The sequence below is a fragment of the Burkholderia sp. ABCPW 14 genome (genome assembly GCF_001523835.1).
Classification (GTDB): domain Bacteria; phylum Pseudomonadota; class Gammaproteobacteria; order Burkholderiales; family Burkholderiaceae; genus Burkholderia; species Burkholderia mayonis.
Window position 1 is genome coordinate 20,001 of the sequence record NZ_LOVS01000084.1, and the last position, 26,163, is coordinate 46,163.

At 66.9% G+C, this 26,163-nt stretch carries 22 protein-coding genes and 2 pseudogenes; 8 read left to right on the top strand and 16 right to left on the bottom strand.

Annotated features, from left to right (window positions below):
* The first annotated feature begins 215 nt into the window (after positions 1-215).
* Genes WS62_RS12590 through WS62_RS12605 form a run of 4 tightly spaced genes read left to right on the top strand, consistent with a single transcriptional unit; the run spans position 216 to position 4,622 of the window.
* Positions 216-1,805 (top strand): flavin-containing monooxygenase, encoded by a 1,590-nt coding sequence (locus WS62_RS12590; protein WP_066571123.1) that lies wholly within the window; start codon positions 216-218, stop codon positions 1,803-1,805.
* Between the two features lie 26 nt (positions 1,806-1,831).
* Positions 1,832-2,761, top strand: coding sequence for an SDR family NAD(P)-dependent oxidoreductase (locus WS62_RS12595; protein WP_066571124.1), 930 nt, complete (start codon positions 1,832-1,834; stop codon positions 2,759-2,761).
* Positions 2,758-3,672: a metal-dependent hydrolase gene (locus WS62_RS12600; RefSeq protein WP_066571125.1), complete on the top strand. Its 915-nt coding sequence runs from the start codon at positions 2,758-2,760 to the stop codon at positions 3,670-3,672. Before WS62_RS12595 ends, WS62_RS12600 begins: the two co-directional genes overlap by 4 nt.
* A gap of 11 nt (positions 3,673-3,683) precedes the next feature.
* Positions 3,684-4,622 (top strand): alpha/beta fold hydrolase, encoded by a 939-nt coding sequence (locus tag WS62_RS12605; RefSeq protein ID WP_066571126.1) that lies wholly within the window; start codon positions 3,684-3,686, stop codon positions 4,620-4,622.
* On the opposite strand, the pseudogene WS62_RS36305 reads toward WS62_RS12605, so the two are convergent.
* From WS62_RS36305 to WS62_RS12615, 3 genes and pseudogenes are all read right to left on the bottom strand, one after another.
* Positions 4,580-4,675, bottom strand: a pseudogene (locus tag WS62_RS36305) (putative glycolipid-binding domain-containing protein); the annotation flags it as partial. The gene WS62_RS12605 and the pseudogene WS62_RS36305 sit on opposite strands and share 43 nt — an antisense overlap.
* 104 nt (positions 4,676-4,779) lie before the next feature.
* Positions 4,780-5,652, bottom strand: coding sequence for an arylamine N-acetyltransferase family protein (locus WS62_RS12610; protein WP_066571127.1), 873 nt, complete (start codon positions 5,650-5,652; stop codon positions 4,780-4,782).
* A gap of 116 nt (positions 5,653-5,768) precedes the next feature.
* Complete coding sequence (locus WS62_RS12615; RefSeq protein WP_066571128.1) at positions 5,769-6,476, bottom strand: hypothetical protein; 708 nt, start codon at positions 6,474-6,476, stop codon at positions 5,769-5,771.
* A gap of 445 nt (positions 6,477-6,921) precedes the next feature.
* On the opposite strand from WS62_RS12615, the gene WS62_RS12620 reads away from it, so the two are divergent.
* Complete coding sequence (locus WS62_RS12620; protein ID WP_059473944.1) at positions 6,922-7,146, top strand: hypothetical protein; 225 nt, start codon at positions 6,922-6,924, stop codon at positions 7,144-7,146.
* Between the two features lie 189 nt (positions 7,147-7,335).
* Here the strand turns inward: WS62_RS12620 and WS62_RS12625 are convergent, their stop codons facing one another.
* On the bottom strand, positions 7,336-8,637 hold the full coding sequence (locus WS62_RS12625) for a cystathionine gamma-synthase family protein (protein ID WP_066571129.1): 1,302 nt from the start codon (positions 8,635-8,637) through the stop codon (positions 7,336-7,338).
* Between WS62_RS12625 and WS62_RS38795 the strand changes: the two are divergent.
* A pseudogene (locus WS62_RS38795) lies at positions 8,617-8,813 on the top strand (hypothetical protein). The gene WS62_RS12625 and the pseudogene WS62_RS38795 sit on opposite strands and share 21 nt — an antisense overlap.
* A 16-nt stretch (positions 8,814-8,829) precedes the next feature.
* A complete protein-coding gene (locus WS62_RS12630) occupies positions 8,830-9,309 on the top strand; it encodes an Lrp/AsnC family transcriptional regulator (protein WP_066496572.1) in 480 nt (159 codons plus the stop codon).
* 180 nt (positions 9,310-9,489) lie between these two features.
* On the opposite strand, the gene WS62_RS12635 is transcribed toward WS62_RS12630, so the two are convergent.
* Complete coding sequence (locus WS62_RS12635; RefSeq protein WP_066571130.1) at positions 9,490-10,983, bottom strand: amidase; 1,494 nt, start codon at positions 10,981-10,983, stop codon at positions 9,490-9,492.
* 504 nt (positions 10,984-11,487) lie between these two features.
* On the opposite strand from WS62_RS12635, the gene WS62_RS12640 reads away from it, so the two are divergent.
* The gene (locus tag WS62_RS12640) at positions 11,488-11,922 is read left to right on the top strand and encodes a universal stress protein (RefSeq protein WP_066571131.1); all 435 of its coding nucleotides are present in this window, start codon (positions 11,488-11,490) and stop codon (positions 11,920-11,922) included.
* 102 nt (positions 11,923-12,024) lie between these two features.
* On the opposite strand, the gene WS62_RS12645 is transcribed toward WS62_RS12640, so the two are convergent.
* From WS62_RS12645 to WS62_RS12695, 11 genes are all read right to left on the bottom strand, one after another.
* Positions 12,025-12,849, bottom strand: coding sequence for an OmpA family protein (locus WS62_RS12645; RefSeq protein ID WP_066571132.1), 825 nt, complete (start codon positions 12,847-12,849; stop codon positions 12,025-12,027).
* A 59-nt stretch (positions 12,850-12,908) separates the two neighbouring features.
* The gene (locus WS62_RS12650; protein WP_197422822.1) at positions 12,909-15,374 is read right to left on the bottom strand and encodes a YadA family autotransporter adhesin; all 2,466 of its coding nucleotides are present in this window, start codon (positions 15,372-15,374) and stop codon (positions 12,909-12,911) included.
* 571 nt (positions 15,375-15,945) lie between these two features.
* Entirely contained in the window at positions 15,946-17,352 is a 1,407-nt protein-coding gene (locus tag WS62_RS12655; protein ID WP_066571183.1) for an MFS transporter, read from the bottom strand.
* Positions 17,353-17,393: 41 nt separating this feature from the next.
* Positions 17,394-18,641 (bottom strand): NAD(P)/FAD-dependent oxidoreductase, encoded by a 1,248-nt coding sequence (locus WS62_RS12660; protein ID WP_066571134.1) that lies wholly within the window; start codon positions 18,639-18,641, stop codon positions 17,394-17,396.
* Positions 18,634-19,599 (bottom strand): VOC family protein, encoded by a 966-nt coding sequence (locus tag WS62_RS12665; RefSeq protein ID WP_066571135.1) that lies wholly within the window; start codon positions 19,597-19,599, stop codon positions 18,634-18,636. Before WS62_RS12665 ends, WS62_RS12660 begins: the two co-directional genes overlap by 8 nt.
* 16 nt (positions 19,600-19,615) lie before the next feature.
* Positions 19,616-21,106, bottom strand: a complete 1,491-nt coding sequence (locus WS62_RS12670; RefSeq protein WP_066571136.1) for an aldehyde dehydrogenase — start codon at positions 21,104-21,106, stop codon at positions 19,616-19,618.
* Positions 21,107-21,137: 31 nt separating this feature from the next.
* Positions 21,138-21,953, bottom strand: a complete 816-nt coding sequence (locus tag WS62_RS12675; protein ID WP_066571137.1) for an aspartate dehydrogenase — start codon at positions 21,951-21,953, stop codon at positions 21,138-21,140.
* Complete coding sequence (locus WS62_RS12680; RefSeq protein WP_066571138.1) at positions 21,946-23,619, bottom strand: thiamine pyrophosphate-binding protein; 1,674 nt, start codon at positions 23,617-23,619, stop codon at positions 21,946-21,948. Before WS62_RS12680 ends, WS62_RS12675 begins: the two co-directional genes overlap by 8 nt.
* The gene (locus WS62_RS12685) at positions 23,612-24,409 is read right to left on the bottom strand and encodes an SDR family oxidoreductase (protein WP_066571142.1); all 798 of its coding nucleotides are present in this window, start codon (positions 24,407-24,409) and stop codon (positions 23,612-23,614) included. Before WS62_RS12685 ends, WS62_RS12680 begins: the two co-directional genes overlap by 8 nt.
* On the bottom strand, positions 24,406-25,260 hold the full coding sequence (locus tag WS62_RS12690) for an IclR family transcriptional regulator (protein ID WP_066571144.1): 855 nt from the start codon (positions 25,258-25,260) through the stop codon (positions 24,406-24,408). The genes WS62_RS12685 and WS62_RS12690 overlap by 4 nt, the downstream gene beginning before the upstream one ends.
* Positions 25,257-26,153: an alpha/beta fold hydrolase gene (locus WS62_RS12695; protein ID WP_066571145.1), complete on the bottom strand. Its 897-nt coding sequence runs from the start codon at positions 26,151-26,153 to the stop codon at positions 25,257-25,259. Before WS62_RS12695 ends, WS62_RS12690 begins: the two co-directional genes overlap by 4 nt.
* Between the last annotated feature and the right edge of the window lie 10 nt (positions 26,154-26,163).

Here is a 26,163-nt window from a genome sequence, read left to right on the forward strand (position 1 = left end):
TCTGTTGGGGATTACACGCGATTTTGCGACGCAGCATGGCGATTCCCTGCTCCGCCGCGCTTTCTCCCGCGCAAGCGCATCCGGCGGGCGTCGGCATCCGTTGAATCCCGCGCTTAGAGGGCTGTGTCTACCCGGCTTGCGGTTTCGGCTCTCACGATCTATGGTTACATCAATCAATGTAACAGTAAAAAATGAGCCCAAATGGAGACGCTTGGATGAACGCGCGCAATATGTCTTTCGGTCCGCTCGACAACACAAACCACGAAGAAACCATCGATATCGCCATCATCGGCACCGGTTTTTCCGGGCTCGGCATGGCGATTCGCCTCCGGCAAACCGGCAGCCAGGACTTCGCGGTGTTCGAGAAAGCCAGTTCGGTCGGCGGCACCTGGCGCGACAACCACTACCCTGGCTGCGCGTGCGACGTCCAGTCGCATGTCTATTCGTTCTCGTTCGCGCCGAATCCGCGCTGGACGCGCATGTTCGCGCCGCAGCCGGAAATCCGCGCTTACATGGAAGACTGCGTGCAGCGCTTCAACGTCGGCTCGCATCTGCGCTTCAACCACGAGCTTTCCAACGCAACCTACGATGAGGCCGCGCATCGCTGGCGCCTGACGTTCGCGAACGGCAAGCGCGTGTCCGCGCGCGTGCTCGTATCCGGCATGGGCGGGCTGTCCCGCGCCGCGTATCCGAACATCCCCGGCATCGAAACGTTCAAGGGCGAGACGTTCCACTCGCAGGACTGGAATCACGATTATCCGCTCGAAGGCAAGCGCGTCGCCGTGATCGGCACGGGCGCGAGCGCGATCCAGTTCGTCCCGCAGATTGCGCCGCGCGTCGCGAAGCTCGCGCTGTTCCAGCGCACGCCGCCGTGGATCATGCCGAAGCCGGACCGCCCGGTCAGCGGCTTCGAGCAGTGGCTGTTCCGCAATCTGCCGTTCACGCAAAAGCTGCTGCGCGGCGGCCTCTACTGGATGCTCGAATCGCGCGTGCTCGGCTTCGCGATCCATCCGTCGACGATGAAGCTCGTGCAGAAGCTCGCGCTGCGCCACATCGGCAAGCAGATCTCCGAACCGGAGCTGCGCGCCGCGGTGACGCCCGACTACACGATCGGCTGCAAGCGGATCCTGATGTCGAACGACTATTACCCGGCACTCACGCGCAAGAACGTCGACGTCGTCACGACGGGCATCGAGCGGATCGAGAAAAACGCGGTGGTCACGACGGACGGCAAGCGCCATGAAGTCGACTGCCTGATTTACGGCACGGGATTCCAGATCAACAACCCGTTCCCGCGCGGCACGATCGTCGGGCGCGGCGGCGTCGACGTCGTCGACGCATGGCGCGACGGCCTGCACGCGTACCTCGGCGCGACCGTCCCCGGCTATCCGAACTGGTTCATCCTGATGGGACCGAACACGGGTCTCGGCCACAACTCGATGGTCTACATGATCGAGTCGCAGATCGAATACGTGCTCGGCGCATTGAAGGCGATGCGCACCGAGCGCGCGGAGGCGATCGAAGTGCGTCCGCTCGTCGAGCTCGAATACAACAACCGCATCCAGAACAAGCTGAAGAGCGCGGTCTGGTCGACGGGGGGCTGCAACAGCTGGTATCTCGATCCGCGCACCGGCAAGAACACGACGCTGTGGCCGACGTTCACGTGGCGCTTCCGGCAGGAAACCGCGTTCTTCTCGATGGCGGACTACCACACGTACTACGCGAACCCGCGTCAGAACGCGCAGCCGGCGCCGGCGCTGCCGAACGCCGTCGTCGCGACGACCTCCGCCGAGACGACCGCCTGAGCCCAGATACCACACGAGCCTACGACATGAAATCCTTTTCCAACAAAGTCGCTGCAATCACGGGCGCCGGCTCGGGCATGGGCCGCTCGCTCGCGGTGCAGCTCGCGCAACAGCATTGCCACGTCGCACTCGCCGACAAGAACGCGGTCGGCCTCGCCGAGACCGAGCGGATCGTCCGCGCGCTCGCGCCGTCGGTGCGCGTGACGACCTGCGTGCTCGACGTCGGCGACCGCGCCGCGATGCACGCGTGGGCCGACGAAACGGCCGCCGCGCACGGCCGCGTGAACCTCGTCTTCAACAACGCGGGCGTCGCGCTGTCGAGCACGATCGACGGGATGGAATACAGCGATCTCGAGTGGATCGTGAACATCAACTTCTGGGGCGTCGTCCACGGGACGAAAGCGTTCCTGCCGTACGTGAAGGCGTCCGGCGAAGGCCACATCGTCAACACGTCGAGCATCTTCGGGATCTTCGCGCAGCCGGGCATGAGCGGCTACAACGCGACGAAGTACGCGGTGCGCGGCTTCACCGAGTCGCTGCGCCAGGAACTCGACCTGATGAAGTGCGGCGTGTCGGCAACCTGCGTGCATCCGGGCGGCATCCGCACGAACATCGCGCAATCGGCGCGGCTCGCGCAGAACATGGTCGGCTTCATGGTCGAGAGCGAGCAGCAGGGCAAGGCGGACTTCGAGAAGTTCTTCATCACGACGGCCGACGAAGCGGCGCGCGTGATCCTGCTGGGCGTGCGCAAGAACAAGCGCCGCGTGCTGATCGGCCGCGACGCGCGCGGCGCCGACTGGCTCGCGCGCACGCTGCCCGCCGCGTATCAGTCGCTCGTCGTGCTCGCGACGAAGCTGCAAAGCGCCCGCGCGCGCCGCCGCGCGGGCCGCGCGACGCCGGCGCCCGTGCACGCAACGTACAACAACGCAGGCAACCAGGGAGGAGAGCAATCATGACGACACCGCATTTGATGCCGGTCCGGCGCGACATCCGCTTCGCGCTGCCCCCCGATCGCGCGCACGACTGGCACGTCCAGGGCACGCCCGTCACGCACTTCATGAACGCGCTGTCGCTGCTGTTCCCGGCGGGCGAGCGCTTCTTCATGGATTCGGTGCGCAACTACCGCGACGAGATTCACGATCCCGAACTGAAGAAGCAGGTCGCGGGCTTCATCGGCCAGGAAGCGATGCACACGCGCGAGCACATCGAGTACAACGATCTGCTGCAATCGGCCGGCCTGCCCGCGCACAAGCTCGACAAGCGCCTGTGGGCGCTGCTCGGCTACATGAAGAAGGTGCTGCCGAATTCGATGCAGCTCGCGATCACGATCGCGCTCGAGCACTACACGGCGATCCTCGCGAATCTGCTGCTGACGGGCCACGAGCATCGGATCGACGGCTCGGTCGAGGGCTACAAGCAGGTGTGGATGTGGCACGCGATGGAAGAGACCGAGCACAAGGCGGTCTCGTACGACGTGTGGAACACCGTGATGAAGCCGGGCGTGAAGACCTATCTGCTGCGCACCGGCACGATGCTGCTGACGACGCTGATCTTCTGGACGGTCGTGTTCGACTTCCATGTGCGCCTGATGTTCGCGCACCGGATGCGCCACGGCAAGCTCAAGGGGATGTGGCGGCTCGTCAAGTACCTGTACAGCCCGAAGAACGGCGTGTTCCCGAGCATCGCGCTCGAATGGCTCGACTATTTCCGGCCGGGCTTCCATCCGTGGGATCACGACAACCGGCAGTACCTGCAGGGCATCGACACACTGCTTGAGAACATCGAAGCCGCGAACGAGCGCTATGCCGACCAGGCCGCGCCACGCCGCGTGCCGCTTCATTCGTCGCCCGCGCAGCAGCACGCGTAAGCGAAGAAGCGATGGCGTCCGTCCGCGACACGCTGACGGTCCGCTCGGGCGACGTGCGTCTTGCCGTCTATCTGAGCGGGCCGCGCAATGCTCCGCCCGTGATCCTCGTGCACGGCTATCCGGATTCGGCGCGCGTGTGGGAGCGCGTGCGCGAGCATCTCGACAAGCGCTTTCGCGTGATCGCGTACGACGTGCGCGGCGCGGGCGCATCGGATGCGCCGAAGCGCCGCGCCGACTACAAGCTGCCCGTGCTCGCGCAGGATCTGCTCGCCGTCGCCGACGCGACGTGCGGCAACCGGCCGTTTCACCTCGTCGGCCACGACTGGGGTTCGATTCAATGCTGGGAAGCGGCGACCGATCCGTCGATCGCGGGCCGGCTCGCGTCATACACGTCGATTTCGGGGCCGTGCCTCGACCACGTGTTTCGCGCGCCGCTCAATCTGAAGCAGACGCTGAAGTCGTGGTACATCGCGCTCTTCCATCTGCCGCTCGTCCCCGAGCTCGTGTGGCGCCTGGGCGGCGCGAAGCTATGGCCGCTGTGGCTGCGCAAGACCGAGCGGATCGTCGTCGACGCCGATCCGGATCAATTGCGCAACGGGCTGAACGGCCTCAAGCTCTACCGCGCGAATTTCATCGAGCGGGCCCGTCGGCCGCGCGAACGCTACGCGCAGGCACCGGTGCAGATCATCGTGCCGCGCTACGACCGGTACGTGACGCCTGCCCTCACCCGCAACCTCGACCGCTGGCTCGGCGCCCACCGGCGCGACGAGATTGCCGCGTCGCATTGGACGGTGATCCGCGACGCGGCGCTGATCGCCGCGCGGATCGGCCGGTTCGCAACCGCGCATGAGCCGAAGAAATTCGCGGCTGTCGCCGCCGCGAAGTCGGGCGGCCGGCAGCGGGCGAATCAGCGCGCGTCGTCCGGCAAGCGTCTGAAAAGCATCTCGTAGTCGATCACGAGCCCGTCGCGATCGACTTCCAGCACCGCGGTGAAGCCGCTCATACGATGGGCGGCGCTTGCCGCACCGAAACGTTCATTTACGCGTCCCGCACCGCCCCGGTCGGCGCGGCGCATTCCACACGTCGCATCCGCACACGGCTCCCGCATCACGCCGTCCCGCCGTCCTCGCGCCGATCGGCGGCCGCCGCTGCCGCTTCGGCGCGCGCCACCGCCCGCGCGTACAGCGCCGCCGCATCGAATCCGCTCAAGTCGAGCCCGAAGCGCTCGCGCAAGCACGCCGCCCATGCGTCGACATGCGACAGCCGGGTCGTTTGCGCCGCGCCCTCGGTGGTGCGCAACGTCAGCGTATCGTTGAAAAGCAGCGCGCGTGCATCGGGCAGAATCCGGCACACGACGAGATCATGCGTGAAGAACGAATCGGGATGACTCGACGTATACCAGTTCGCGACCTCGTAATCGATCCACTCGACGGGCTTCAGCGAAAAGCGATACAGCGGATGCCAGCCGTTCGGCGTCTCGCACTCGATTTCCAGCTCGCCCTCGACGGGCGCGTCGACGACGCGATACATGCCGTGCGGCGTCGGCTGCGCGTCGTTCAGGTCGTAGCGCAGCGGCGCCGTCAGCGTCGTCGAGCCGAAACCGACGTCGGCAAACCATGTCGCGCCGTCCAGATCGATGCGCAGCAGCATGTGCGTCTGCGGGGTCGACTCTTCGGGCGGACGCTGCCAGCGCACGCGCGCGATCAGCGGCGTCACGCGAAAGCCGAACTGCACAAGCACCGTGTAGAAGAGCTTGTTCTGCTCGAAACAGTAACCGCCGCGCCGCTGCTCGATCAGCTTGTCGACCACCGACTCGAGGTCGAGCGCGACGCGCGCGCCGGTATACGGATTGAGATTCTCGAACGGAATCGACTGCGGATGCAGCACCTGCAGTTGGCGAAGGACGTCGAGCGTCGGCTCCACCGGTCCGTGATAACCGATGCGGGCGAAATAACGGGAAAGATCGACTGCGTCGCGCATGTGGGCAACCCGATGGTGACGAAACGCGTCACCATAGCATCACGCGGATAACCTCATCCGACGCAAGGACAAGCGCGCGCCGGCCGTCGCGGCTGCGCGCGCGTCGACGAAGCGCGTTACGGCAGCAGCTTGAGCGCCGCGGATGCGACGGACGGCACCGAGATCCCATGGCTAGCCGCGAATTGCACGGCTGCGCTGAGCGTGCCGCCGATCGACTGGAACTGGTTCGGCGCGTTCTGTGCGATGTACGACGCAGCCTTCAGGTTGTTCGGGTCGAGACCCGCCTGCAGCAGCGACGCGGGATTCGACGCCCCCAGACTCCCGAGCCCCGATTGCAGTTGCGAATACTGCGTAACGCCTTCGCCGAGCGACGTCAGGCCTCGGGTGAACGCCGCCTTGTCGACACCCGCGCCCGGCGCGGCGCCGTTCGCGCCGCCGGATGCGAACGCCTGCGTCAATGCCTGCGCGACCGACTGCTGCGCGCCGCCGACTTGCGACAACGCGCCAGGCGTCAGCGCACTCGCGCCTCCGTTCGTCAACAGACCTGCCGCGTGCTGCGCCTGCCCGGCCGCGCCCGTGAGCCCCATCGCCGATGCAAGGCTCGCCTGTCCCGAGAGCACCTGCTGGTTCGCGCCGACGTACGACCGCAGCATCTGCGACATGCCGGATGTGCCGGACGCGCTCGCCTGCTGTGACGCGCCGCCGAGCAGCGACGCGCCGAGGCTTTGCAGATCGACCTGCGCGAACGCGGCCCCGCTCACGAGCGCGCCGCCGGCGCAGCAAACGAGCGCCGCGCGCTTCGCGAAGCGATTGATCGTTTTCATCGAATCTCCCTGTGAATCCTGCCGTGGAGAATTGTCGAGGCGAGCGTACGACGAATGCAATCACGGATACATATCGAAACGTATTGACAGGCTTCGCCACGGATACACCTGCGGCGAGACCGGGATTCGACCGAGCACGCCGGGTGGCTTGACGGGTGGGCGATTGCGGCATTGCGATCGCACGCCGGCAGTGGGATCGACGGGCGGAATCGACGCACCGTGCGAGGTAACGGCAGCTTTGTCTCGAGCGGTGCATCGCGCGCAACAAAGACAACGCTATTCAACACTTGATTAACTTCCAATACCTTCGAATACCTTATTAATTTCTTCACCAACTTGCACTTCAAACCACTCGAATCCGGCACTATAAAAACATCAATCATTGAATTGACCAACCGCTAAAAATTACCTAGGTTAACCACATCAATTCCTTGAAAATTTTATTATGCATCCCTCAACAATCGATGCCGAAACCATCGCGGCAAAGCTCTACAACGAGGTCTCTCATCACCCGCCTCCGTGGATGATCGATCTGTATGCGGCGACGCTCGTTCCGAAAATCGGCTTCGCGAAGACAGGAGAGGAAATCAAGCGAACGCAAAAAGATTTTCTCGAATCGAGAAATGCGATCATTGCCGCATTGGCAACGTATCGATCCCATTCCGATTGATCCGCATCGGGATCGAAAGCGATTCATCATGACCGTCGGCTGGCGACGCAGCGCCGCCAGCCGACGATTCCGGACATGCACCGAGCATGACCTTCATATCAACAAACGCCGTCAGGCCCGGCACAGCATTCGTTCAGGAACGCTGACTACGCCGGGCCGATCGTTCGCGGACCCGTCGCCGCTCGCGTGTTACTCGCTCGCAGCGAGGCCGGATCGGCGAAACGCGTTGTCGAGATCCGCGATCAGATCGTCCTCGTGCTCGAGGCCAATCGACACGCGAATCAACCCTTCCGACACGCCCGCCGCCTTGCGCGCCTCTTGCGGAACGCCCGAATGCGTCGTCGACGCCGGATGGCAGATCAGCGACTCGGTGCCGCCGAGACTCACCGCCGACTTGAACAGATGCAGCGCGTTGATGAAGCGGAATGCTTCGGCGCGACCGCCGTTCAGCACGAACGCGAACGTCGAGCCTGCGCCCTCGCATTGCCGCTCGTACACGGCCTGATAAGCGTCGTCGACGATCAGCTCCGGGTGATACACATCGACCTTCTGATACGGATTCGTCGCCAGCCACTTCGCGACCGCCGACGCCGTGCGCGCCGCCTGCTTCATCCGCAGCACGACCGTCTCCATCGAGCGGATCAGCATCCACGACGAATGCGGATCGAGCTGCGAACCGAATGCGCTGCGCACCGCCCGCACCTTCGCGACGAGATCCCTGCGGCCCGTCACGCCGCCGGCGACGAGGTCGCTATGGCCGCCGACGTACTTGGTCAGCGAGTACACCGACATGTCGACGCCATGCTCGCTCGGCTTCTGGAAGATCGGCCCGAGCAGCGTGTTGTCGCACACCGAAATCGGGCGATAGCCGTGACGCGCCTCGAATGCATCGAGCTCGCGGCACATCCCGTCGAGATCGATCAGCGCGTTGGTCGGGTTCGCCGGCGTCTCGACGTAGCAAAGCCGCACCGGGCCTTGCTGCGCGGCGGCTTCGAGCGCCGCGCCGATCGACTGCGGCGTCAGGCCGTCCTCGACCGGATGCGCGGTCACGCCCCATTCGCGGAAGAACTTCGCGATCAGCGTTTCGGTGCCGCCATAGAGCGGCACCGATTGCACCAGTTGATCGCCGGGGCGCAGGAACGCGAGAAAGATCGCGCTGATCGCCGACATCCCGCTCGACGTGACGACGGCCGCCTCGGAGCCGTCGAGCAGCGCGAGGCGGTCCTCGACGATCTCGAGATTCGGATGATTGAAGCGGCTGTAGACAAGACCCGCCGCCTCGCCCTGCGGGAGCGGCTTGCGGCCCGACACGACGTCGAAGAAATCGGCGCCGTCCTCCGCCGAGCGGAACGCGAACGTCGACGTCAGGAACACCGGCGGCTTCACCGCACCTTCGGACAGGAACGGATCGAATCCGTACGACATCATCTGCGTTTCCGGATGCAACGGACGGCCGTCGATGTTCTTCTTGTGATAGCTCGAATACGTCATGCGGTGACTCCTATTTACGGTGGCTGCGATTCGGTCCGCCGGCGCGCGGTAAGCCGCGCGCCGCGCCTATCGCCAATCGACTCAGTGTAAGAAAGCTAGCAGGAAATATGCTTTCCATTTCATTCCTGCACGCCCCTATAATCAAAAGAATATTTCTTTCTTCATTTCCCTCATAAAAAAATGGCGATCGGCATGAAGCTGGACGAAACAGATCTGAAGATCCTGAAGATCCTGCAGGAGAACGGACGCCTCAGCAACGCGGAGCTGGCCGATCGTGTGGCGCTGTCCGCGGCGCCGTGCTGGAAGCGCCTGCGCCGGCTCGAAGCCGATGGTTTCATCTCAGGCTATCAGGCGATCCTCGATCGGCGCGCGCTCGGCTACGAGATCGTCGCGTTCGTCAACATTTCGCTCGACAGCCACACCGAGAAAACCTGCCGCGCGTTCGAAGCAGGCGTGATGGCGATGCCGGAAGTGGTCGCGTGCCACAACACGACCGGGCAGCACGACTATCTCGTGCAAATCGTCGCGAAGAATTTCGATACGTTCTCGAGCTTCGTATTGAATCGGCTCCGGTCGCTGCCGGGCGTCAAGGAACTGCTCAGCACGATTTCGATGCGCGAATTGAAATCCACGAGCCGGCTGCCGGCGAGTGAATTGAGGATGACGAAGTGAGTCGGCTCGAGCGAATCGATCAAGCCGGCCTCAATAGTTCAGCATTCCGAAAGAATTGACGGCATAATGCCAACGCAAACCCGGGCGACTTCAGCACGCCAGCTGCCTCGAGCATCTCGGCGGTTGATCGGAGCGGCCCGCGCACGGCCGATCGACCGCGTTGGTCATGCGCCGCCACGTCTACTCGATTCGAGCGCCGGATAACGCGGGCCGGCGCGCATTCACCCAATCCCGCTCCTTTTCGTACGCGCGCGCGAGTTGCAGCACCGCGAAATCGTCTCGCGGCCGGCCGATCAACTGCATGCCCATCGGCAGCCCCGCCCCGTTGAAGCCGACCGGCACGCTGATCGCCGGACAGCCGGCAAGCGTCCACGGCACGACGGTCTCCATCCAGCGGTGATAGGTATCCATCGTGCGTCCCGCGATCGCTTGCGGCCAGCGAAGGCCGACGTCGAACGGAAAGACCTGCGCGGTCGGCGCGGCGATGTAGTCGTAGCGCTCGAAGAATGCCGTCAGCGCCTGGTACCACGCGCTGCGTGCGGCGCTCGCATCGTAGACGTCGGACGCGCCGAGCTTGAACAAGCCCTCCACTTCGTAGATCGCTTCCGGCTTCAGCAATGCGCGCCGCGACGGGTCGCGATAATGCATCAGCAGATTCCCGCCCGACAGCAGATGCCGGTGCACGAGCCACGTCTGCCAGATCCGCTCCGGCGAGAAAGACGGCAGCGCCGCATCGACATCGCAGCCGATCGCGCGCAGCGCGTCGAAGCTCGCCTCGCACAGCGCCAGCACGCCCGGCGCCATCGCGAGATAGCCGTTCCAGTCGCCGACCCATGCGATCCGCTTGCCGCGCAGGTCGGCATCGAGCGATTGCGCGAAGCGCTGCGGATCTTCGGCGAGCGACAGCGGATCGCGCCGGTCGTAGCCCGCCTGGATCGCGAGCAGCAGCGCGACGTCGACGACCGTGCGCCCCATCGGCCCTTCGGTGCCGAGCTGCTGGACGAACACGTCGACGCTCGGCCAACGCGGCACGCGCCCTTGCGACGGTCGAAAGCCGTACACGTTGCAGAACGCGGCCGGATTGCGCAGCGAGCCGCCGAAGTCGCTGCCGTCGGCGACGGGCAGCATCCGCGCGGCGAGCGCGGCCGCCGCACCGCCGCTGCTGCCGCCCGCGCTTTTCGACAGGTCGTACGGATTGCGCGTCGCACCATAAACCTCGTTGAACGTATGCGAGCCCAACCCGAACTCCGGCGTGTTCGTCTTGCCGACGAACACCGCGCCCGCCGCGCGCATCCGCTCGACGACGAGCGCGTCGGCCGACGGCCTCATCGCGCGGAAGATCGGCGAGCCGAGCGTCGTCACGATGTCCTTCGTCATCGCAAGATCCTTCGGCGCCTGCGGGATGCCGTGCAGCCAGCCCGCATATTCGCCGCGCGCGAGCGCCGCGTCCTTCAGCGCGGCCTCGGCGAGCAGCACGCCGTGTTCGCACAACGCGACGATCGCATTGACGTCGCCGTTCACGCGCTCGATGTGAGCAAGATACGCGCGCATCGTCTCGACGCACGACACGTCCTTGCGCCGGATCGCCGCGGCAAGCGCATGCGCGGGCATGTCGACGAGCGGCTCGAGCGGCGCGGCGGGCGTGCGGGAAGACCGGGAAATGCCTGCGGACATGCGGGTCTCCGTGTGAGTCGGGTGGATACGTCGGCGGCAATGCATGCGACGACGTCGCGACAGCACCGCCTTCGCCGGATGCGGACAATTATATAAACGCGTCGGATCTCGCTGCGCGGCCACCCGGCTCCGAGTGCGATTCGCTGCATTGCAGCAATCCGCCAGACGATTCGGATGACGATCCAATTGACACTGCGTCGAATCCGCGCGCCGGCGCTACGATAGACGAACGGAGCGAGCAGTCTCGCTCCGCGTGGCTGCAAACGACGCGGGAATCCGGAAGCCCCGGCTCGACTCGAAGCACGAACACGGCCGACCGCGCGAATCGGTCGCCGGCCGAGACCCGTCCCTTTATGCGCATAAATCTATATTTCTTATATTTTTTATAACGCGAAGACGCGCTCGACGTTTACGACATTTTTACGCCGCCTCCAAATTTCTTTAGGCCATGCCGACGGCGACAGGACTAGCCTACTGTCACCGCGTCACCGAACAGGTTTTCTCATGCTCAAACTCCTGGTCCCCATCGGTCACTCGCAGCGTTCGCTGCAAGCCGTGCGGCACGCCGCCTTTCTGTATCACGAGCGATGTGCGTCCGAAGTCGTGCTGGTCAACGTCCAGCCCCCTCTCGAATCCACCCGCCTCGAAGCCTTCCACTCGCTCGCGAAGCTCCGCCAGATCGAGCATGATTTCTCGGAAAGCGAACTCGCCCAAGCCATCGGCATCCTCAAGGACGCCCAAGTCAAATATTCGGTCGCGATGAAAGTCGGCCCGATCGCCGACACGATCGCCGCCTGCGCGGCGGAGAACGGCTGCGACGAGATCGTCGTCGTCGCGCCGCGCCGCGATCCGCTCCATGCGCTTACTCATTTTTTCCACCGCAGCATCCTCGACCGACTCGTGCGCATCGCGAGCGTGCCCGTCACCGCCGTACGCTAATCGGTGCGCCAATTCGCGCACGAACCGGTCGTGACGCCGACCGGCCGCACGCGGCGTGCTTTCGGCGCGGCCAGGGCACCGAAATGGCGCCCCGTTGCGAGACTAGCGGCGCTCTCCCGCGACATCGATCCTGACGCGCCGATCCGGCGCGAGACAGGCGATCGCTTCGGATGAACGGCCCGCGGGACACCCGGCGCTCACCGGATCGGCCTTGCCGAGCCCTTGCGCGACGATCAGATCGCCCGGCAAGCCGCGCGTCGTCAGGTATGAGCGAATCGTTTCAGCCCGGGCGAGCGACAGTTGGCGGTTGTATTCATCCGTGCCGAGCCGATCGGTATAGCCGGTGACTCGAACCGAGCGGATATGCTGGTATTGCTGCTGAAGCGTGGCCGCGATCCGGTCCAGTTCCGCGCGCCCGCTCGGCAGCAGATCGCGCAGCGCAGATTTGTCGAACGGAAACAGCAGGTGGTAATCAAGCGTGAATTGCTTCGATTCGTCGCTCGCCGCCTGCGCCACCGGCGGCTCCTTCGGGCCATCGACCAGCGCCTTGCATTCCGGCTCCTTCCAATACGTCGACTTCACGCGGTAGTGGCTGTCGTACTGGATCTGATACTGGCAGGTCACGACGTCCTGCCCGTGTCCCGTGCGGAAATTGAACACATAGTTCCACACGTGCACGCCGAAGATCCCCTCGCTGAAATGCGGCTCGCCGATCAGCGCGTAGACCTGGTTCTTGTCGGGACCGGGCCCGATCTGCCGCAGATTCTCGACATTCACGAACGTACCCTCCTTCAACCATGCACCGTCGCGCGCCGGGAACCCGACCGACCCGTCCTGCGCAGTGGTCGGCGCCATTCCGCATCCCGCCAGCAGCGCCCCGCACAATCCGGCCGCCGCCACATATTTCGATATCCTGTTCATTTTCATATTGGATTCCTTATCGTCCGGACGGCCGGCACGAGACCGGCCGTCATGCGCGACTCACCTCACCACTGATAGCCCGCCCCGAGCACCGCGCCGGTACCGCCGCGCGTGCTGCTCGTGAGCGACCCCTTGTACAGCCACTTGCCGTTCTCGGAGATCGTCGATACGCCGAGCGCGAAGCCTTGCTGACCCTGCCACGTGGAGCCCGCGATCGCCACCATGCTCTTGCCCGGCGCGGTAGGCTGCGGCAATCCGGCCACGGCCATCGCCGCGGCCACGCCGCCGTTCATCTCGCGCCGCAGGTGGTCGACCTTCTGATCCGTGTACTGATTCGCCTGACCGACCGCATTGCCGATGCCGCTGTTCAACTGGCTCACGTTCACCGCATCGGTGCCGTTGACGCCCGGCGCGACATTGGAGATCGTCCGCTCATTGCCGACCGAGCCGACCGACACCGTGTTCGGTGCGGTCGCGACCGAATGGGCGCCGAGTGCGACCGAGTTGTTGCCGGCAGCCGACGCGCCGTCGCCGACCGCGACGCTGTTCGTGCCGGACGCGACACTGCCGCTGCCCGCGGCGGTCGAACCGATGCCGCTCGCGACGGGCGCCGTATAGGTCGACGGATTGCCCGTGATCCACTGGCCCGACACGGTTTGCCCGGTGTTATTGCCATTGTTTCCGCTGCTGCCCGAGTTCGACCCGTTCGTGATGTTCTGGATCGACTGATTCAGTTGCGCGATCGCACCTTGCAACTGGCCGACGTTCACCGCGTCCGTCGCTTGCGTGCCCGCCGCGACGTTGGTGATCTGACGCAGCGATCCTTCGAGGCCGACCGATACCGCGCCGAACGCCGTCGTGAAGCTGCTGCCCGTGATCGGGTCCGTATAGGTGCCGGCCGCGCGATTCGCGACCGAGCCGGCGCCGAGCGCCACGCCGCCCGCCGTGTTGACGGACGCGTTCGCGCCGAGCGCGAGCGATCGTCCGCCCGTCGCCTGCGCGCCGCTGCCGAGCGCGACGTCGCCCGCCACCGCAGGATTGCCGCTCACGCCCGCCGATGCGTTCGCGCCCTCGGCGATCGAGTCCTGACCGTAAGCGACGGCAGCCGGCCCGACCGCGACGCTATCGGTGCCCACCGCCGTGGAATCGGGCGCGGTCGAATTCGCGTGGAAATACTTGATCCCGCCGCCGTTCACCGCGTTGTCGACGGTGCTCGCGACCGCATACAGCTGGCTGCCGTTGACGGCATCCGTCGAGGTCGGCGTGATGCGCCCCGCCGCCACGTTCGTGATCTGGCGCTCGGCACCGGGCGCGCCGACGCTCACGACGCTCGTCGGATTCGCGCCGGCGAAGCCGGACAGCGTCAGCTGGCCGCCGGACGTCGTGGTGATCGTCGCGCTGCTGGTCGGATTGGCCGCCGCCACGGTCGTGCCGTTGCCGAGCGCCACGGAGCCGTCGAGCCCCGAGCCGATCGTCACGTTGTTGCCCAGCACGAACGCGTTGTTCGCGTTGATCGTGTTGTTGTTGCCGAACGAATACGAGCCCGTGCCCGTGACCGTCGACGGATCGCCGAACGCACCCGCGTTCGCACCCGACACGACATTGCCCGTGCCGATGCTGATCGACTGGCGGCCGGTCGCCTGAGCGCCTGAGCCGATCGCGATCGCGTTGACGCCGCTTGCGCTCGCGTAGCCGGACAACGCGGTCGCATTGTTGACGCTCGTCGCGCCGCCGATCGCGACCGATCCTTGAGCCGTCGCCTCGGCGCCGCCGCCTACCGCGACCGCCCCCGCCGCCGACGCCTTCGAATAGGCGCCGAGCGCGTTCGCGTAATAGGCGGACGACGCAGCGCCCTCGCCCAGCGCCACTGCGCCGCTCGCGGTGGCCGACGAGTAGCCGCCGAACGCGTTCGGCGCCGACACGTGCAGCGGGTCGCTGTTGTCGCCCTGCGCGAACGCGCCGGCGCCGATCGCGATCGTGCCGATGTCTTCGCGGCCGGGTATCGACTGCCCCGTGTCCTTCAGCGCCTGCGCGTTCGTGCCGATCGCCAGGCTGAAGTCCGGCAGCGCTCTCGCGCTGGCGCCGATCGCGGTTCCGCCGTCGCCCGCCGCTTGCGAGTAGACGCCGAGCGCGGTGCCCAGGCGGCCGGTCGCCGCGGCGTGATCGCCGTAGGCCGAGCCGCCCTCGCCGTTCGCGTACGCGTAGTTGCCGACCGCCGTGCCGTACAGCAGCGTGCCCGGACTGAAAGCCGGGTTGTAGAACGCCCACGGGCCGGTATTGCCGCCGGGGCCGGCGTACGCGTTATAGCCCGCCGCATAGCTGACCTGCGCGGCGGCGTCGGTCGCCATCGCGCCCATCGCCGCGGCCACCGCCAGCGACATCAGGCCGAGCTTCGCCCACGAAATGCGCGACCGGCACGAAGCCGCCGCGCCTGCGTCGGCGCGAGCTGCGGTCGTGACGGCTCGCGCCGTCGACCCCCTGCTTCCATTCGATCCGGCAAATTCAGATACCGCAATCAATTGGCCTCGCACCCGACTCCAGACCACATTGTAGATTTTGTTCACTCAATATCCCCTGTGAATTCAATTCGCACGGGCCGTCAGCAGGGTAGGTATCCGATCGCCCAGCCCGCCGGACTGTCGCCATCGAAAACGAAATCACGCATTGCGATTAAAATGTGAAAATCATTTATATGATTTTCGGGACATCAATCGCGAACCCCGATCACGCCTCGCAGGCAGGGATATTAATAACTTTCCACTTCGTCATTTCCGGAATACTCAAAAACAGTAATCCATCGAACACTGGCGAAAGAATGTTGAAAATGTAATCTAACCCACATTACCCTTCAAAAAATTCCGCACCGGAAAATTCCGATTAATCATCGGAAATATTAAACAAACAATTAATAAATCCGAGAAATGCCATTTATCGAATGCCGGCGCAGGTGCGCCGCCAGCCGCGGACTCGCGGAACGCCCCGGCCGTCTCTTTCGATGCATCTTCTCCACCGTTTTTTCGGCGGACGCGCAAAATAAAAAAACGGCCCGGGAAAATCCCGGGCCGTTCTCTCCGCTTTGCCGCGTGCCGCGAAAAAGCCGTGCTACGCCTCGAGTTTCTCGAGCACCTGCCCTTTCGTCTCGATGCCGACGAAATACACGGTCAGCGCGGCGACGAGCGGCACCGCCGCGAGCAGGTAGAACGCCGGACTCAGATCGCCGCCGACGATCGCGCGCGGCACCACCATCGGCGCGACGAACGACGCGACCTTCAGCCACGCGCTGCCGAGCCCGCAGCCGGCGGCGCGGATGCTCGTCGGATACTGCTCGGGCGTGTACACGTAGGACGTGATGAACCCCGACGCCATCAGGCCGAGCGCGAGCGAGCAGAACGCGGCGACGACGTACACCGACGACGCGTGATAGATCCCCGCGAACACGAGCGACAGCGCGCACAGCACGAACGACCCGACGATCACCGGCTTGCGGCCGACCACGTCGACGGTGAGCGCCGACACGAGCGAGCCGACCACGCCCATCACCGAGCCGATCACGGCGAGGTTCAGCGCGAGTTGCAGCGGCGCGTGATAGAAGTTCTTGTAGATCGTCGGCAGCCAGGTCGACAGCCCGTACTGGATGAATCCGCAGGTCGCCCACAGCGTCGCGACCGCGAGCGTGCGCTTCAGATAGGCCGGCCCGAACAGATCGATCATCCGGCGCTTCGGATGACGACGCACGAGCGCGTCGAACTCGCCTGCGTGCGCCACCGGAGGCAGCGGCCCCTTCACCGACGATTCGAACACATGCAGCGCCTGCCCCGCATCGTCGAGCCGCCCGCGCGCGGCGAGCCAGCGCGGCGACTCCGGTACGAGCCGCGTCAGCACGAGCGCGAGCACGAGCGGCATCCCGCCGATGAAGTACATCACCTCCCAGCCGAAGCGCGGCACGAGCCACGCGCCGAGCGCCATCGACGCGAGCAGGCCGATCGGGAACACGATCTCGTACAGCAGCACGAAGCGGCCACGGCCGTGCGCGCGCGTGATCTCGTTGATGTAGGTCGCGGCGACCGGCAGCTCGCCGCCAAGGCCGAGCCCCTGCACGATCCGCAGCAGCACGAATGCTTCGAACGTCGAAGCGAATCCGCATGCGATGCTCGTCACGCCGATCACGGCCGAGCTCCACGCGATCGCGCGTACGCGGCCGTGCTTTTCCGCGAGCGCCGGAAACAGGAACGCGCCGAGCAGTTGACCGATCGCGCCCGACGCGATCAGCATCCCGACCTGATTCGGCGAAAGCCCCCACTTGTGGATCAGGAGCGGCAGCGTCGCCGCGATCGTGATCACGTCGAAGCCGTCGAAGAACGTCGCGGTGCCGATCAGCACGCGCGCGCGGATCTGCATCGCGTTCGCGGGCAGCCGCTCGATGCGCGCGATGATCGCGCCGGGGGTCGCGGCGCTCGCCGCCGATTTGGCCGCGGCCCCGCCCGCGACGGCGCTTTCCAGTGTGCTCATGCGTGTGTTCTCCTCCATGTTGTCGTTGTCGCTCTCGTCGATCAGGCGAGCGCCTTCGTCGTGTCCGCGAGCGCGGCGACGTCGATCGCGCGCCCCTGGCTCATCCATTTGCGCGCGAGCTTCAGGTCGCGCGCCGAATTGATCGCGATCACGCCGCGCAGCGCGCCGTCCGTCAGAAAGAACAGCGTTGCGCGCCTCGCCGCGACGTCGCCGCGAATCACGAGCTGCGCGTCGGCAGGCAAATCGCCGAGAATCTGCAGGTTCACGTCGTATTGATCGGACCAGAACCACGGAATCTCCGCGTACGGCGCGCGCACGCCGAGCACCGCCTTCGCCGCCGCGATCGCCTGGTTTTGCGCGTTCGCCCACGATTCGAGCCGCACCCGGCGCTTCAGCCATGCGTTCGGATGGTTCGCGACGTCGCCGCACGCGAAGATCGCCGGATCGCTCGTCGTCCCGTATTCGTCGACGACGATGCCGTCTTCGACGCGCAGCCCGGCGTCCGCGGCAAGCGACGTGTTGAGCGCGAGGCCGATGCCCGCGACCGCGATATCCGCATCGACGGTCGTGCCGTCGGCGAGCGTCGCGCGCACGCGGCTCGCGTCGTCCGGGTGCGCATCGAGCAACGCGAGCGATGCATTCAGGCGCACGTCGACGCCGTTCGCACGATGCAAATCAAGCAGAAAATCGGACACCGCGCCCGGCACCGAGCGCGCGCACAGCCTCGGCGCGCCCTCGACGACGACCGCGTCGACGCCGAGCTTGCGCGCGGTCGCCGCGACTTCGAGCCCGATCCAGCCTCCGCCGATCACGAGCACGCGACGGCTCGCGCGCAGCTTCTCGCCGAGCGCGACGGCTTCGTCGAGCGTGCGCAGGTAATGAAGGTTAGGCGTCTTGACGATCGAATCCGGCAAGCGGCGCGGCGCGCCGCCCGTCGCGATCACGAGCCGCTCGTATTCGACCTCGCGGCCCGACGCGGTGCGCACGACGCGCCGCGCGCGATCGATCGACGCCGCACGCTCCGGCTGCCACGTCTCGACCGCGAGCGTTCCGAATTCGTCGGGCTGCACGACGCGCACGGTCGAGATATCCGCATCGCCCGCGAGCACGGCCTTCGACAGCGGCGGCCGCTCGTACGGCAGATGCACTTCGTCCGCGATCATCACGATACGCCCGGCGAAGCCTTCGCCGCGCAACGTCTTCACCACCCAGCCTGCCGCCTGCCCGCCGCCGATCACGACGACGGCGCGCGGCGCGGCCTGCGCTGCGGCATTCGCTTGCTCAGTCATCCTTGCGCTCCGTCATGAACTTGCCTTCCGGCGCCTGCGCGTGCTTCTGCCGGCGCGTGTTGCCGTCGAGACCGCCGTCGATCGCCCACTCGGCGAACACGGTCGGGCCCGGCTCGAACTCGCGCGGCTGCCACGCGGGCGTCAGCATGTCCTCGTCCGCGTAGTATTCGATGAGGCCGCCCGCCGGATTGCGGAAGTACCAGAAGTACGCGGACGACACCGGATGGCGTCCCGGCCCGAGTTGCGTCTCCCAGCCGCAGCGGCTGATGTGCATCCCGCCGCCGAACACTTCGTGGATGTCGCGCACCGTGAACGCGACATGGTTCAGGCCGCGCTTGGCCGTAGGCAGCGCGAGCAGGAACAGATCGTGATGGCCGCCGTGCGGCGCGCAGCGCATGAACGCGCCGCGGCCCGGATAGCGGTCCGATGTCTCGAAGCCGAGCAGCTCGTGATAAAACGCTTCCTGCTCGGCGAGCCGGTTCGTGAAGAACACGACGTGCCCGACTTCGATCGGCTCCGCGCGCTCGTAGATCGCCGCCGGCTGATCGACACGCAGCGTCTCGCCCCACACGTTCGGCAGCGAACCCTTCACGTCGACGGCGCGCTTGCGCGTCACTTCGATGCGGATCGCCATGCCGTTCGGATCGATGCAGCCGATCGCGTCGTCGGTCTCGTAGTGGCCCGGCTGGCCGGCGAGCTTGCCGCGCAGCGCGTCGAGCGCCGCCTGCGTGCCGACGCCCCACGTCACCTCGCGCAGCGTCGGGCCTTCCTCGAACGCGGGCGGCAGCGACGGATCGCTCGCGTCGACGACGCGCACCGTGCAGCCGTTCATCGTCTCGAAGCGCACGTGCGTCGCGTCGTGCGCGACCTCCGTGAGGCCCCAGTCCGCGAAGAAGCGGCGGCACGTCGCGAGATCGGTCACGCCGTAGGTAATCTGTTCGATGCCGAGAATGCTCATTCGATGATCCTTTCCGTCAGTTCGCCCACGGCAGCGGCGAATCGTTCAAGCCCCAGTAGAGGCTCTTCTGCTGCATGTACTCGCGAATCCCGAGGCTGCCCTTCTCGCGGCCCATCCCGCTTTCCTTCCAGCCGGAAAACGGCGTCGAGATCGAGAACTGCTTGTATGTGTTGATCCACACGGTGCCCGCGTCGAGCGCGCGCGCGACGCGCCACGCGCGCTTGTAGTCGCGCGTCCAGATGCCGGCGGCGAGGCCGAACACGCTGTCGTTCGCTTCGGCGACGAGCGACGCCTCGTCGTCGAACGGCAGCGCGACGAGCACTGGCCCGAAGATCTCTTCCTGGCAGATGCGCGCGTGGTTCGACAGCCCATCGAGGATCGTCGGCAGATAGAAGAAGCCCGCGTCGCGGCCTTCGCCCGTCGGCCGGCCGCCGCCGCACAGCACGCGGCCGCCTTCGTCGCGGCCGAGCGCGACGTAGCGCTCGATCGTGTCGCGATGCTGCGCGGTGACGAGCGGGCCCATCTGCGTGCGCTCGCTCGCCGGATCGCCGACGCGCAGCTTGCGCGCCGCGTCGACGAGACGCGTGACGAACGCGTCGTAGATCGCCCGCTGCACGAACAGGCGCGAGCCGGCAATGCACGATTCGCCCGACGAGCTGAAGATCCCGAACAGCACGCCGTTGACCGCGTGATCGAGATCGGCGTCGTCGAACACGATCGTCGGCGACTTGCCGCCCAGCTCGAGCGACAGCGGCATCAGCTTCTCCGCGGCGAGCCGTGCGATCCCGCGCCCGACTTCGGTGCCGCCCGTCAACGACACCTTCTTCACGAGCGGATGGCGCACGAGCGCATCGCCGATCACCGAGCCCTTGCCCGGCAGCACCGAAATCACGCCGGGCGGCACGCCCGCCTGCTCGCAAAGTCGCGCGAGCGCGAGCGACGCGAGCGGCGTCACCTCGGCGGGCTTCAGCACAACCGCATTGCCGGCCGCGAGCGCGGGGCCGAGCTTTTGCGCGTCGGACGCGATCGGCGAATTCCACGGCGTGATCGCCGCGACGACGCCGAGCGGCTCATGCACGCTCATCGACAGATAGTCGCCGCGCGACGGCGTCAGCGCCTCGTCGAGCGTCTCCGCGCACGCGGCGAAGTAGCGGAACGTGCTCGCCGCGCTCGCGACGAGCGCGCGCGTCTCGTTGATCGGCTTGCCGTTGTCGCGCCGCTGCAACTGCGCGAGCGCCTCGTGATTCGCTCGGATCAGATCGGCGATCCGGTACAGCACGGCCGCGCGCTGATGCGGCTTCAGGCCGGCCCAGTTCGCGCGGCGCCACGCGGCGTCGGCGGCTTCGACCGCTTCGCGCGCATCGGCCGCGTCGGCCATGTGGATCTCGGTGTTGAGCGAACCGTCGGCCGGATAGAAGTTCGGCGTCGTCGCGCCGCGGCCGCGGCGCCACTCGCCGCCGATCAGGATCTCGCCCGACGGCACGAGGGAAGAATCGAATGCAGTCATGATGATGGGTGTCCCAGCCGGTTCAGATCGTTCAGATCACGCAGTGCGACGCACGGTTGCGCAGCGCGCGGATCGCGCTGAACGCCGTCAGCGCGGACGTCTTCGGGTTGTCGGGCAGCGGCTTGCCGCTCATCTCGAGCGACATCTCGCCAAACGCGCCGCGCGCCGTGATCCGGTGCACGTTGCGCGTCACCGCCGGATCGGCGATCAGGCGCACCTTCGTCGCGTCGAGCCCGACGCCCGCGAGCGCGACCGTCGCCGCCACGTTCGCATTCTTCGGATAGAGCCGCGCCGCGTCGCGCGCGCTGCCTTCGAAGATCGTCAGTTCGGCCGTCAACGCGCGCAGGTCGCAGAGCGCTTCCGCCGGCGTGCCGAGCCAGCCGAGCGGCGGCTTGCGGCCGACGTACAGCACGTCGTCGAGGCCGCCCTGCTTCGCGGCCGCGAGCGCGTCGATCCCGCCGATCGCGCCCGGCAAGAGCGTCAGCGTCGCGCCGCCTTCGCCGGCCGCGTCGGAGAGCGCGTCGAGGAGCGCGAGATCGGACAGCGCGCCGATCGACGCGACCGCGCAATCGGTGCCCGCCTTCAGCAGCGGCACGACGTGGTCGACAAGCGCGCCGTGCCCCGCGCATTCGAGCGCGAACTGCGGGCGGTACGCGAGCGCGTCGACCGACGAAACGACGTCGATGCGCTCGCCGAGCGCGCCGCGCACCGCGTCGCATTGATGCTCGGGCACGATCACGTGCGCGACGCGCAGCGCGGCGTCGTGCTCGACCGCGCGATAGACGGCCGCGCCGATCGCGCCGAAGCCGATCATCGCGACGTCGACGGGCGCGTGGGCATTACGCATATTGGCGCTCCGCGGGCGTGTCCTTCTTGACGGGCGGGCCGGCGAACGCGGTCGCGAACGAGCCGACCGACAGCATGTCGACCTCGACCAGCACCGGGCCGTCGTGCGCGAGCCCTTCGTGGACGATGCGCTGCGCGTCGTCGAGCGACGTGATCCGGTGATGCGCGAGGTTCAGGCTCGCGCAGAACTGCGCGAAGTCCGGCTGATGCAGCTCGACGTAGCAGCGGCGGCCGCCGTACTGCGCGTCCTGGATGTTGCGGATCACGCCGTAGCACTGATCGTTCATCAGCACGATCATCACGTTCGCGTTTTCCTGCACGGCGGTCGCGAGTTCGCCGACGTTCACCATCAGGCCGCCGTCGCCGACGAGGCATACGGTCTTCGCCGCCGTCCCGGCGAGCGCCGCGCCGATCGCCATCTGCATCCCCTGGCCGATCCCGCCGCCCAGCGCATGCACGCCCGCGCGCGGCTCGAAGATCTGCAACAGGCGGTTGCCCCACGTGCTGTTCGAGATCGTCACGTCGCGCACCCAGTTGTAGTCGCGGCCGACCGCCTGCTGCAGCGTGTCGACGAGACGCTTGTACGGGCCGAGCCCCTTGCCGACGTCGGCGACCGCCGCCTCGCGCGCGGCCGCGAGATCGCCGGCGAAGCGCGGATCGACGGCGAGCTTGCCTTCGAGCCGGTCGGCGAGCTCGGCGAGCACGCGCTTCGCGTCGCCGTGCACGAACAGGTCGTTGCGATAGCCGCGGTTGTCGGCGAGCGCGTCGGCATCGACGCGGAAGAGCGGCCGAGGCAGTGCGAGCTTGTACTTCAGCGTCTCGTTGCCGCGCAGCCGCGACCCGACGACGACGACCGCGTCGCACGTCTTGTAGAAGCGCTCGACGGCCGCGTGGACGTTGAATGCGCCGAGCGTCGCCGGATGATCCTCGGGCAGCACGCCGCGCCCCTGCACGCTCGTGACGACGCCGAAGCCGAGGGCGACGAGCCGCTCGACCTCCGCACGCGCGCGCCGCGCGCCGCCGCCGAGCCACAGGAGCGGCCGACGCGCGCTCGCGAGACGCTCGGCGAGCTGCGCGACGCGCGCGACGTCGTGCGCGCACACCGCGACGTGCGGCGGCGCGAGGTCGTCCGGCCATTCGATGTCGGCCGCCTGGATGTCGATCGGAATCTCGACCGATACCGGGCCGCTCGGCGCGGTCATCGCGACCCGCACCGCTTCGCGGATCGTCGGCAGCACGGTTTCGACCGTGCGCACGCGATACGCGGCCTTCGAGATCGCGTTCAGCATCGACAGCTGATCCGGCGCTTCGTGGATGTATGCGAGATCCTGGTCGAGGTAAGGCGTCTCGATCTGCCCCGTGATGTGCAGGAGCGCGGTGCCGGCCGTCAGCGCCTCGACCATCGCGCCCGCCGCGTTGCCCGCCGCGGTGCCCGTGCTCGTGAACGCGACGCCGAGCCCGCCCGACACGCGCGCGAGGCCGTCCGCCATGTTGACGGCGCCCGCTTCGCCGCGCGCGCCGACGTAGCGGATCTTGCCGCGCGTATGGATCGCGTCGAGGATCGGCATGTTGTGAATCGAGATCACGCCGAAGGCGGTCTTCACGCCGCATTGTTCGAGGAAGGCGGCAATCAGCTCGCCGACCGTGGTGGTGGTTTTGTTAGACATGGCGTGCAAAGCCTCCTGATACGTCGATATGGCTGCCCGTCGTGTACGACGACAGATTCGTTGCGAGATGGAAGAGCGCCCAGGCAGCCTCGTCGGGCCGGCCGAAGCGCGCAAGCGGAATGTTCTTTTTCGCGGCGAGCGCGGCTGTCCACGCTTCCCACGATTCGCCCGGACGGGCCTGCGTTTCGTAGCGCCGCCGCCACTGCCCCGATTCGACGATGCCGATCAGGATCGAGTTGACGCGGATGCGCTCGGGAGCCAGCTCGGTCGCGAGCGACTTGACGAGGCTCAGCACGCCCGCGCGCGCCGAAGAAGTCGCGACCATGTGCGGCTCCGGCTGCAAGGCGAGCAGCGAGTTCACGCAGGTGATCGTCGGCGCGGCCGACGCGCGCAAGAGCGGCAGGAACGCGCGCGTCGGGCGGATGATGCTGAAGTACTTCAGTTCGAGCTCGTCGCGCCACGCGTCGTCGGTCGTGTCGGCGAACGTCGACACGCGGCCCTGGCCCGCGTTGTTGACGAGCATGTCGGCGCCGCCGAAGCGCTCGGCGACCGCCCGCGCGAACGCGTTCACATCGGCGTCGTCGAGCACGTCGCAGCGCGCGGCGAGCACGCGCTCGCGCGGGAACCGCTGGGCGAGCCGCGCCTGCGCGTTCGCGAGCCGCTCGTCGTCGCGGCCGCATATCGCAACCGACGCGCCCGCGCGCAGGAAAAGCTCGGCCGTCGCGTAGCCGATGCCGGACGAGCCGCCCGTCACCACGGCGACCTGTCCGCTCAAATCGATCTGGATCATCGCAATCCCAATGCCTTCAAATAGGTGTTTTCGTCGTCGGACCGGTAGTTCAGCCGCCGCGACAGCTCCGCCGCCGCGCGCAGCACCTTGTCGATCAGCCCGTCGGCGACGAGCGATGCGTCGATCTCCGGCCGCGGCACCGTCACCGTGACGACCGCGACGATCTTGCTCGCGTCGTTGCGCACGGGCGCCGTGACGACCGAGATGTCGCGCTCGAAAGCCGAGTTGCCGATCCCGTAGCCACGCCGCGCGTCTTCGCGGATCACGCCGAACAGCGCGTCGACGGTCTCGGGCGTCGCCTTCGTCACGCGCTCGAGCGCAGGCTCCGGATACAGCGCGCGCAACTGAGCGAGCGACAGGTCGCCCATCAGCACGTGGCCGTGCGTCGTCGCATGCGCGGGCAAGCGCGTGCCGACGTTCACCCGCACCGAGCCGAACGCGTGCCCCGCGTTTTGCGCCTTCGCAACGAACACGACGTCGCGGCCGTCGCGGATCACGATGTGCGTCGTGAAGCCCGTCGCGTCGCGCAGCCCTTCGATCACCGGCAAGCCGAGATCGGTCAGCTCGAGCGAGCTCAGGTATTCGAAGCCGAGGCGCAGCACCGCGACGCCCAGGCGATAATTGCGGTCCTTGTCCGCGCGCTCGAGAAAGCCGAGCGATTCGAGCGTCTGCAACAGACGGAACACCGTCGTGCGCGGAATACCGAGCCGCTTCGACAGCTCCGGCGCGCCGAGCACCGGCTCGCGCGGCGAGAACTCGGCAAGAATGCGCAGACCGCGGTCGAGCCCCGGCACGACGTAGTTCGAATCGTTTTTCGCGTCGTCGGCGTCTTTCAGCAGCGGTTCGCTCATGGCGCGCCTCGCTGTGCGTCGCATTGACGGCAAAACGCATCGATCAGCGCGCCATACGCATCGGGCACTTCGACGTAGCCCGCGTGGCCCGCGCGCGGGATCACCTGTAACCCGACGCGCGCCGCTTGCGCGATCCGCTCGCATGCGGCGGGCGGCGTGATCGCGTCGTCCGCGCCGACCGCGACCGCGACGCGGCCGCGGTAATGCGCGAGGTCGGCCGCGAGATCGGCGTTCGCGAGCAGGTGCGTCGCCTGCGCATAGCCGGCGGGCACGATCCGCGCCATGTTCCAGCGCACCCACGCACGCGCCGCGTCGCTCGCATGCGCGGACAGCATGTTCGCGCTGCGCTGCTCGGCGAGCCCTTGCGGGCCGAGCGACGCGAGCAGCGCGAGACGGCTGTCGCGCCGCTCGGCCCGCACGTCGGCGGGCGCGCTGCCATAGCCGCCCGCGGGCGAAATCAACAGCAATCCTGAAAGACGCTCGCCCGCGGCGCGCGCGAACGCGCCGGCGACGATCGCGCCGAGCGAATGGCCGACGAGCACGCAGCGCTCGATCCGCAGCGCGTCGAGCCATGCGCCGAGCGACGCCGCGTAATCGGCCGCGACAGGCGACTCGGCGGCGACGCGCGACGACGCGCCGTAGCCGGGCGCGTCCCACGCGAGCGCGCGGCGCGTCGCGCCGAGCGCATCGAGCTGCCGCAGCCACGACGCCGCGCCCGATCCGATCCCGTGCAACAGCACGACGGGACAGCGCTCGCCGCGCACGCCGCCGGCCTCCCGGTAGCCGATCGTGCCTGCGGCGCCTGCCGCAGCGCGCCGCTCGGGAAAATGCTCGAGCAGTTCGGCGAACGGCGTCGCGCCGGCGTCGTTCATCGTCGTGGAAATCGCGCTCATCGTCGTCGTC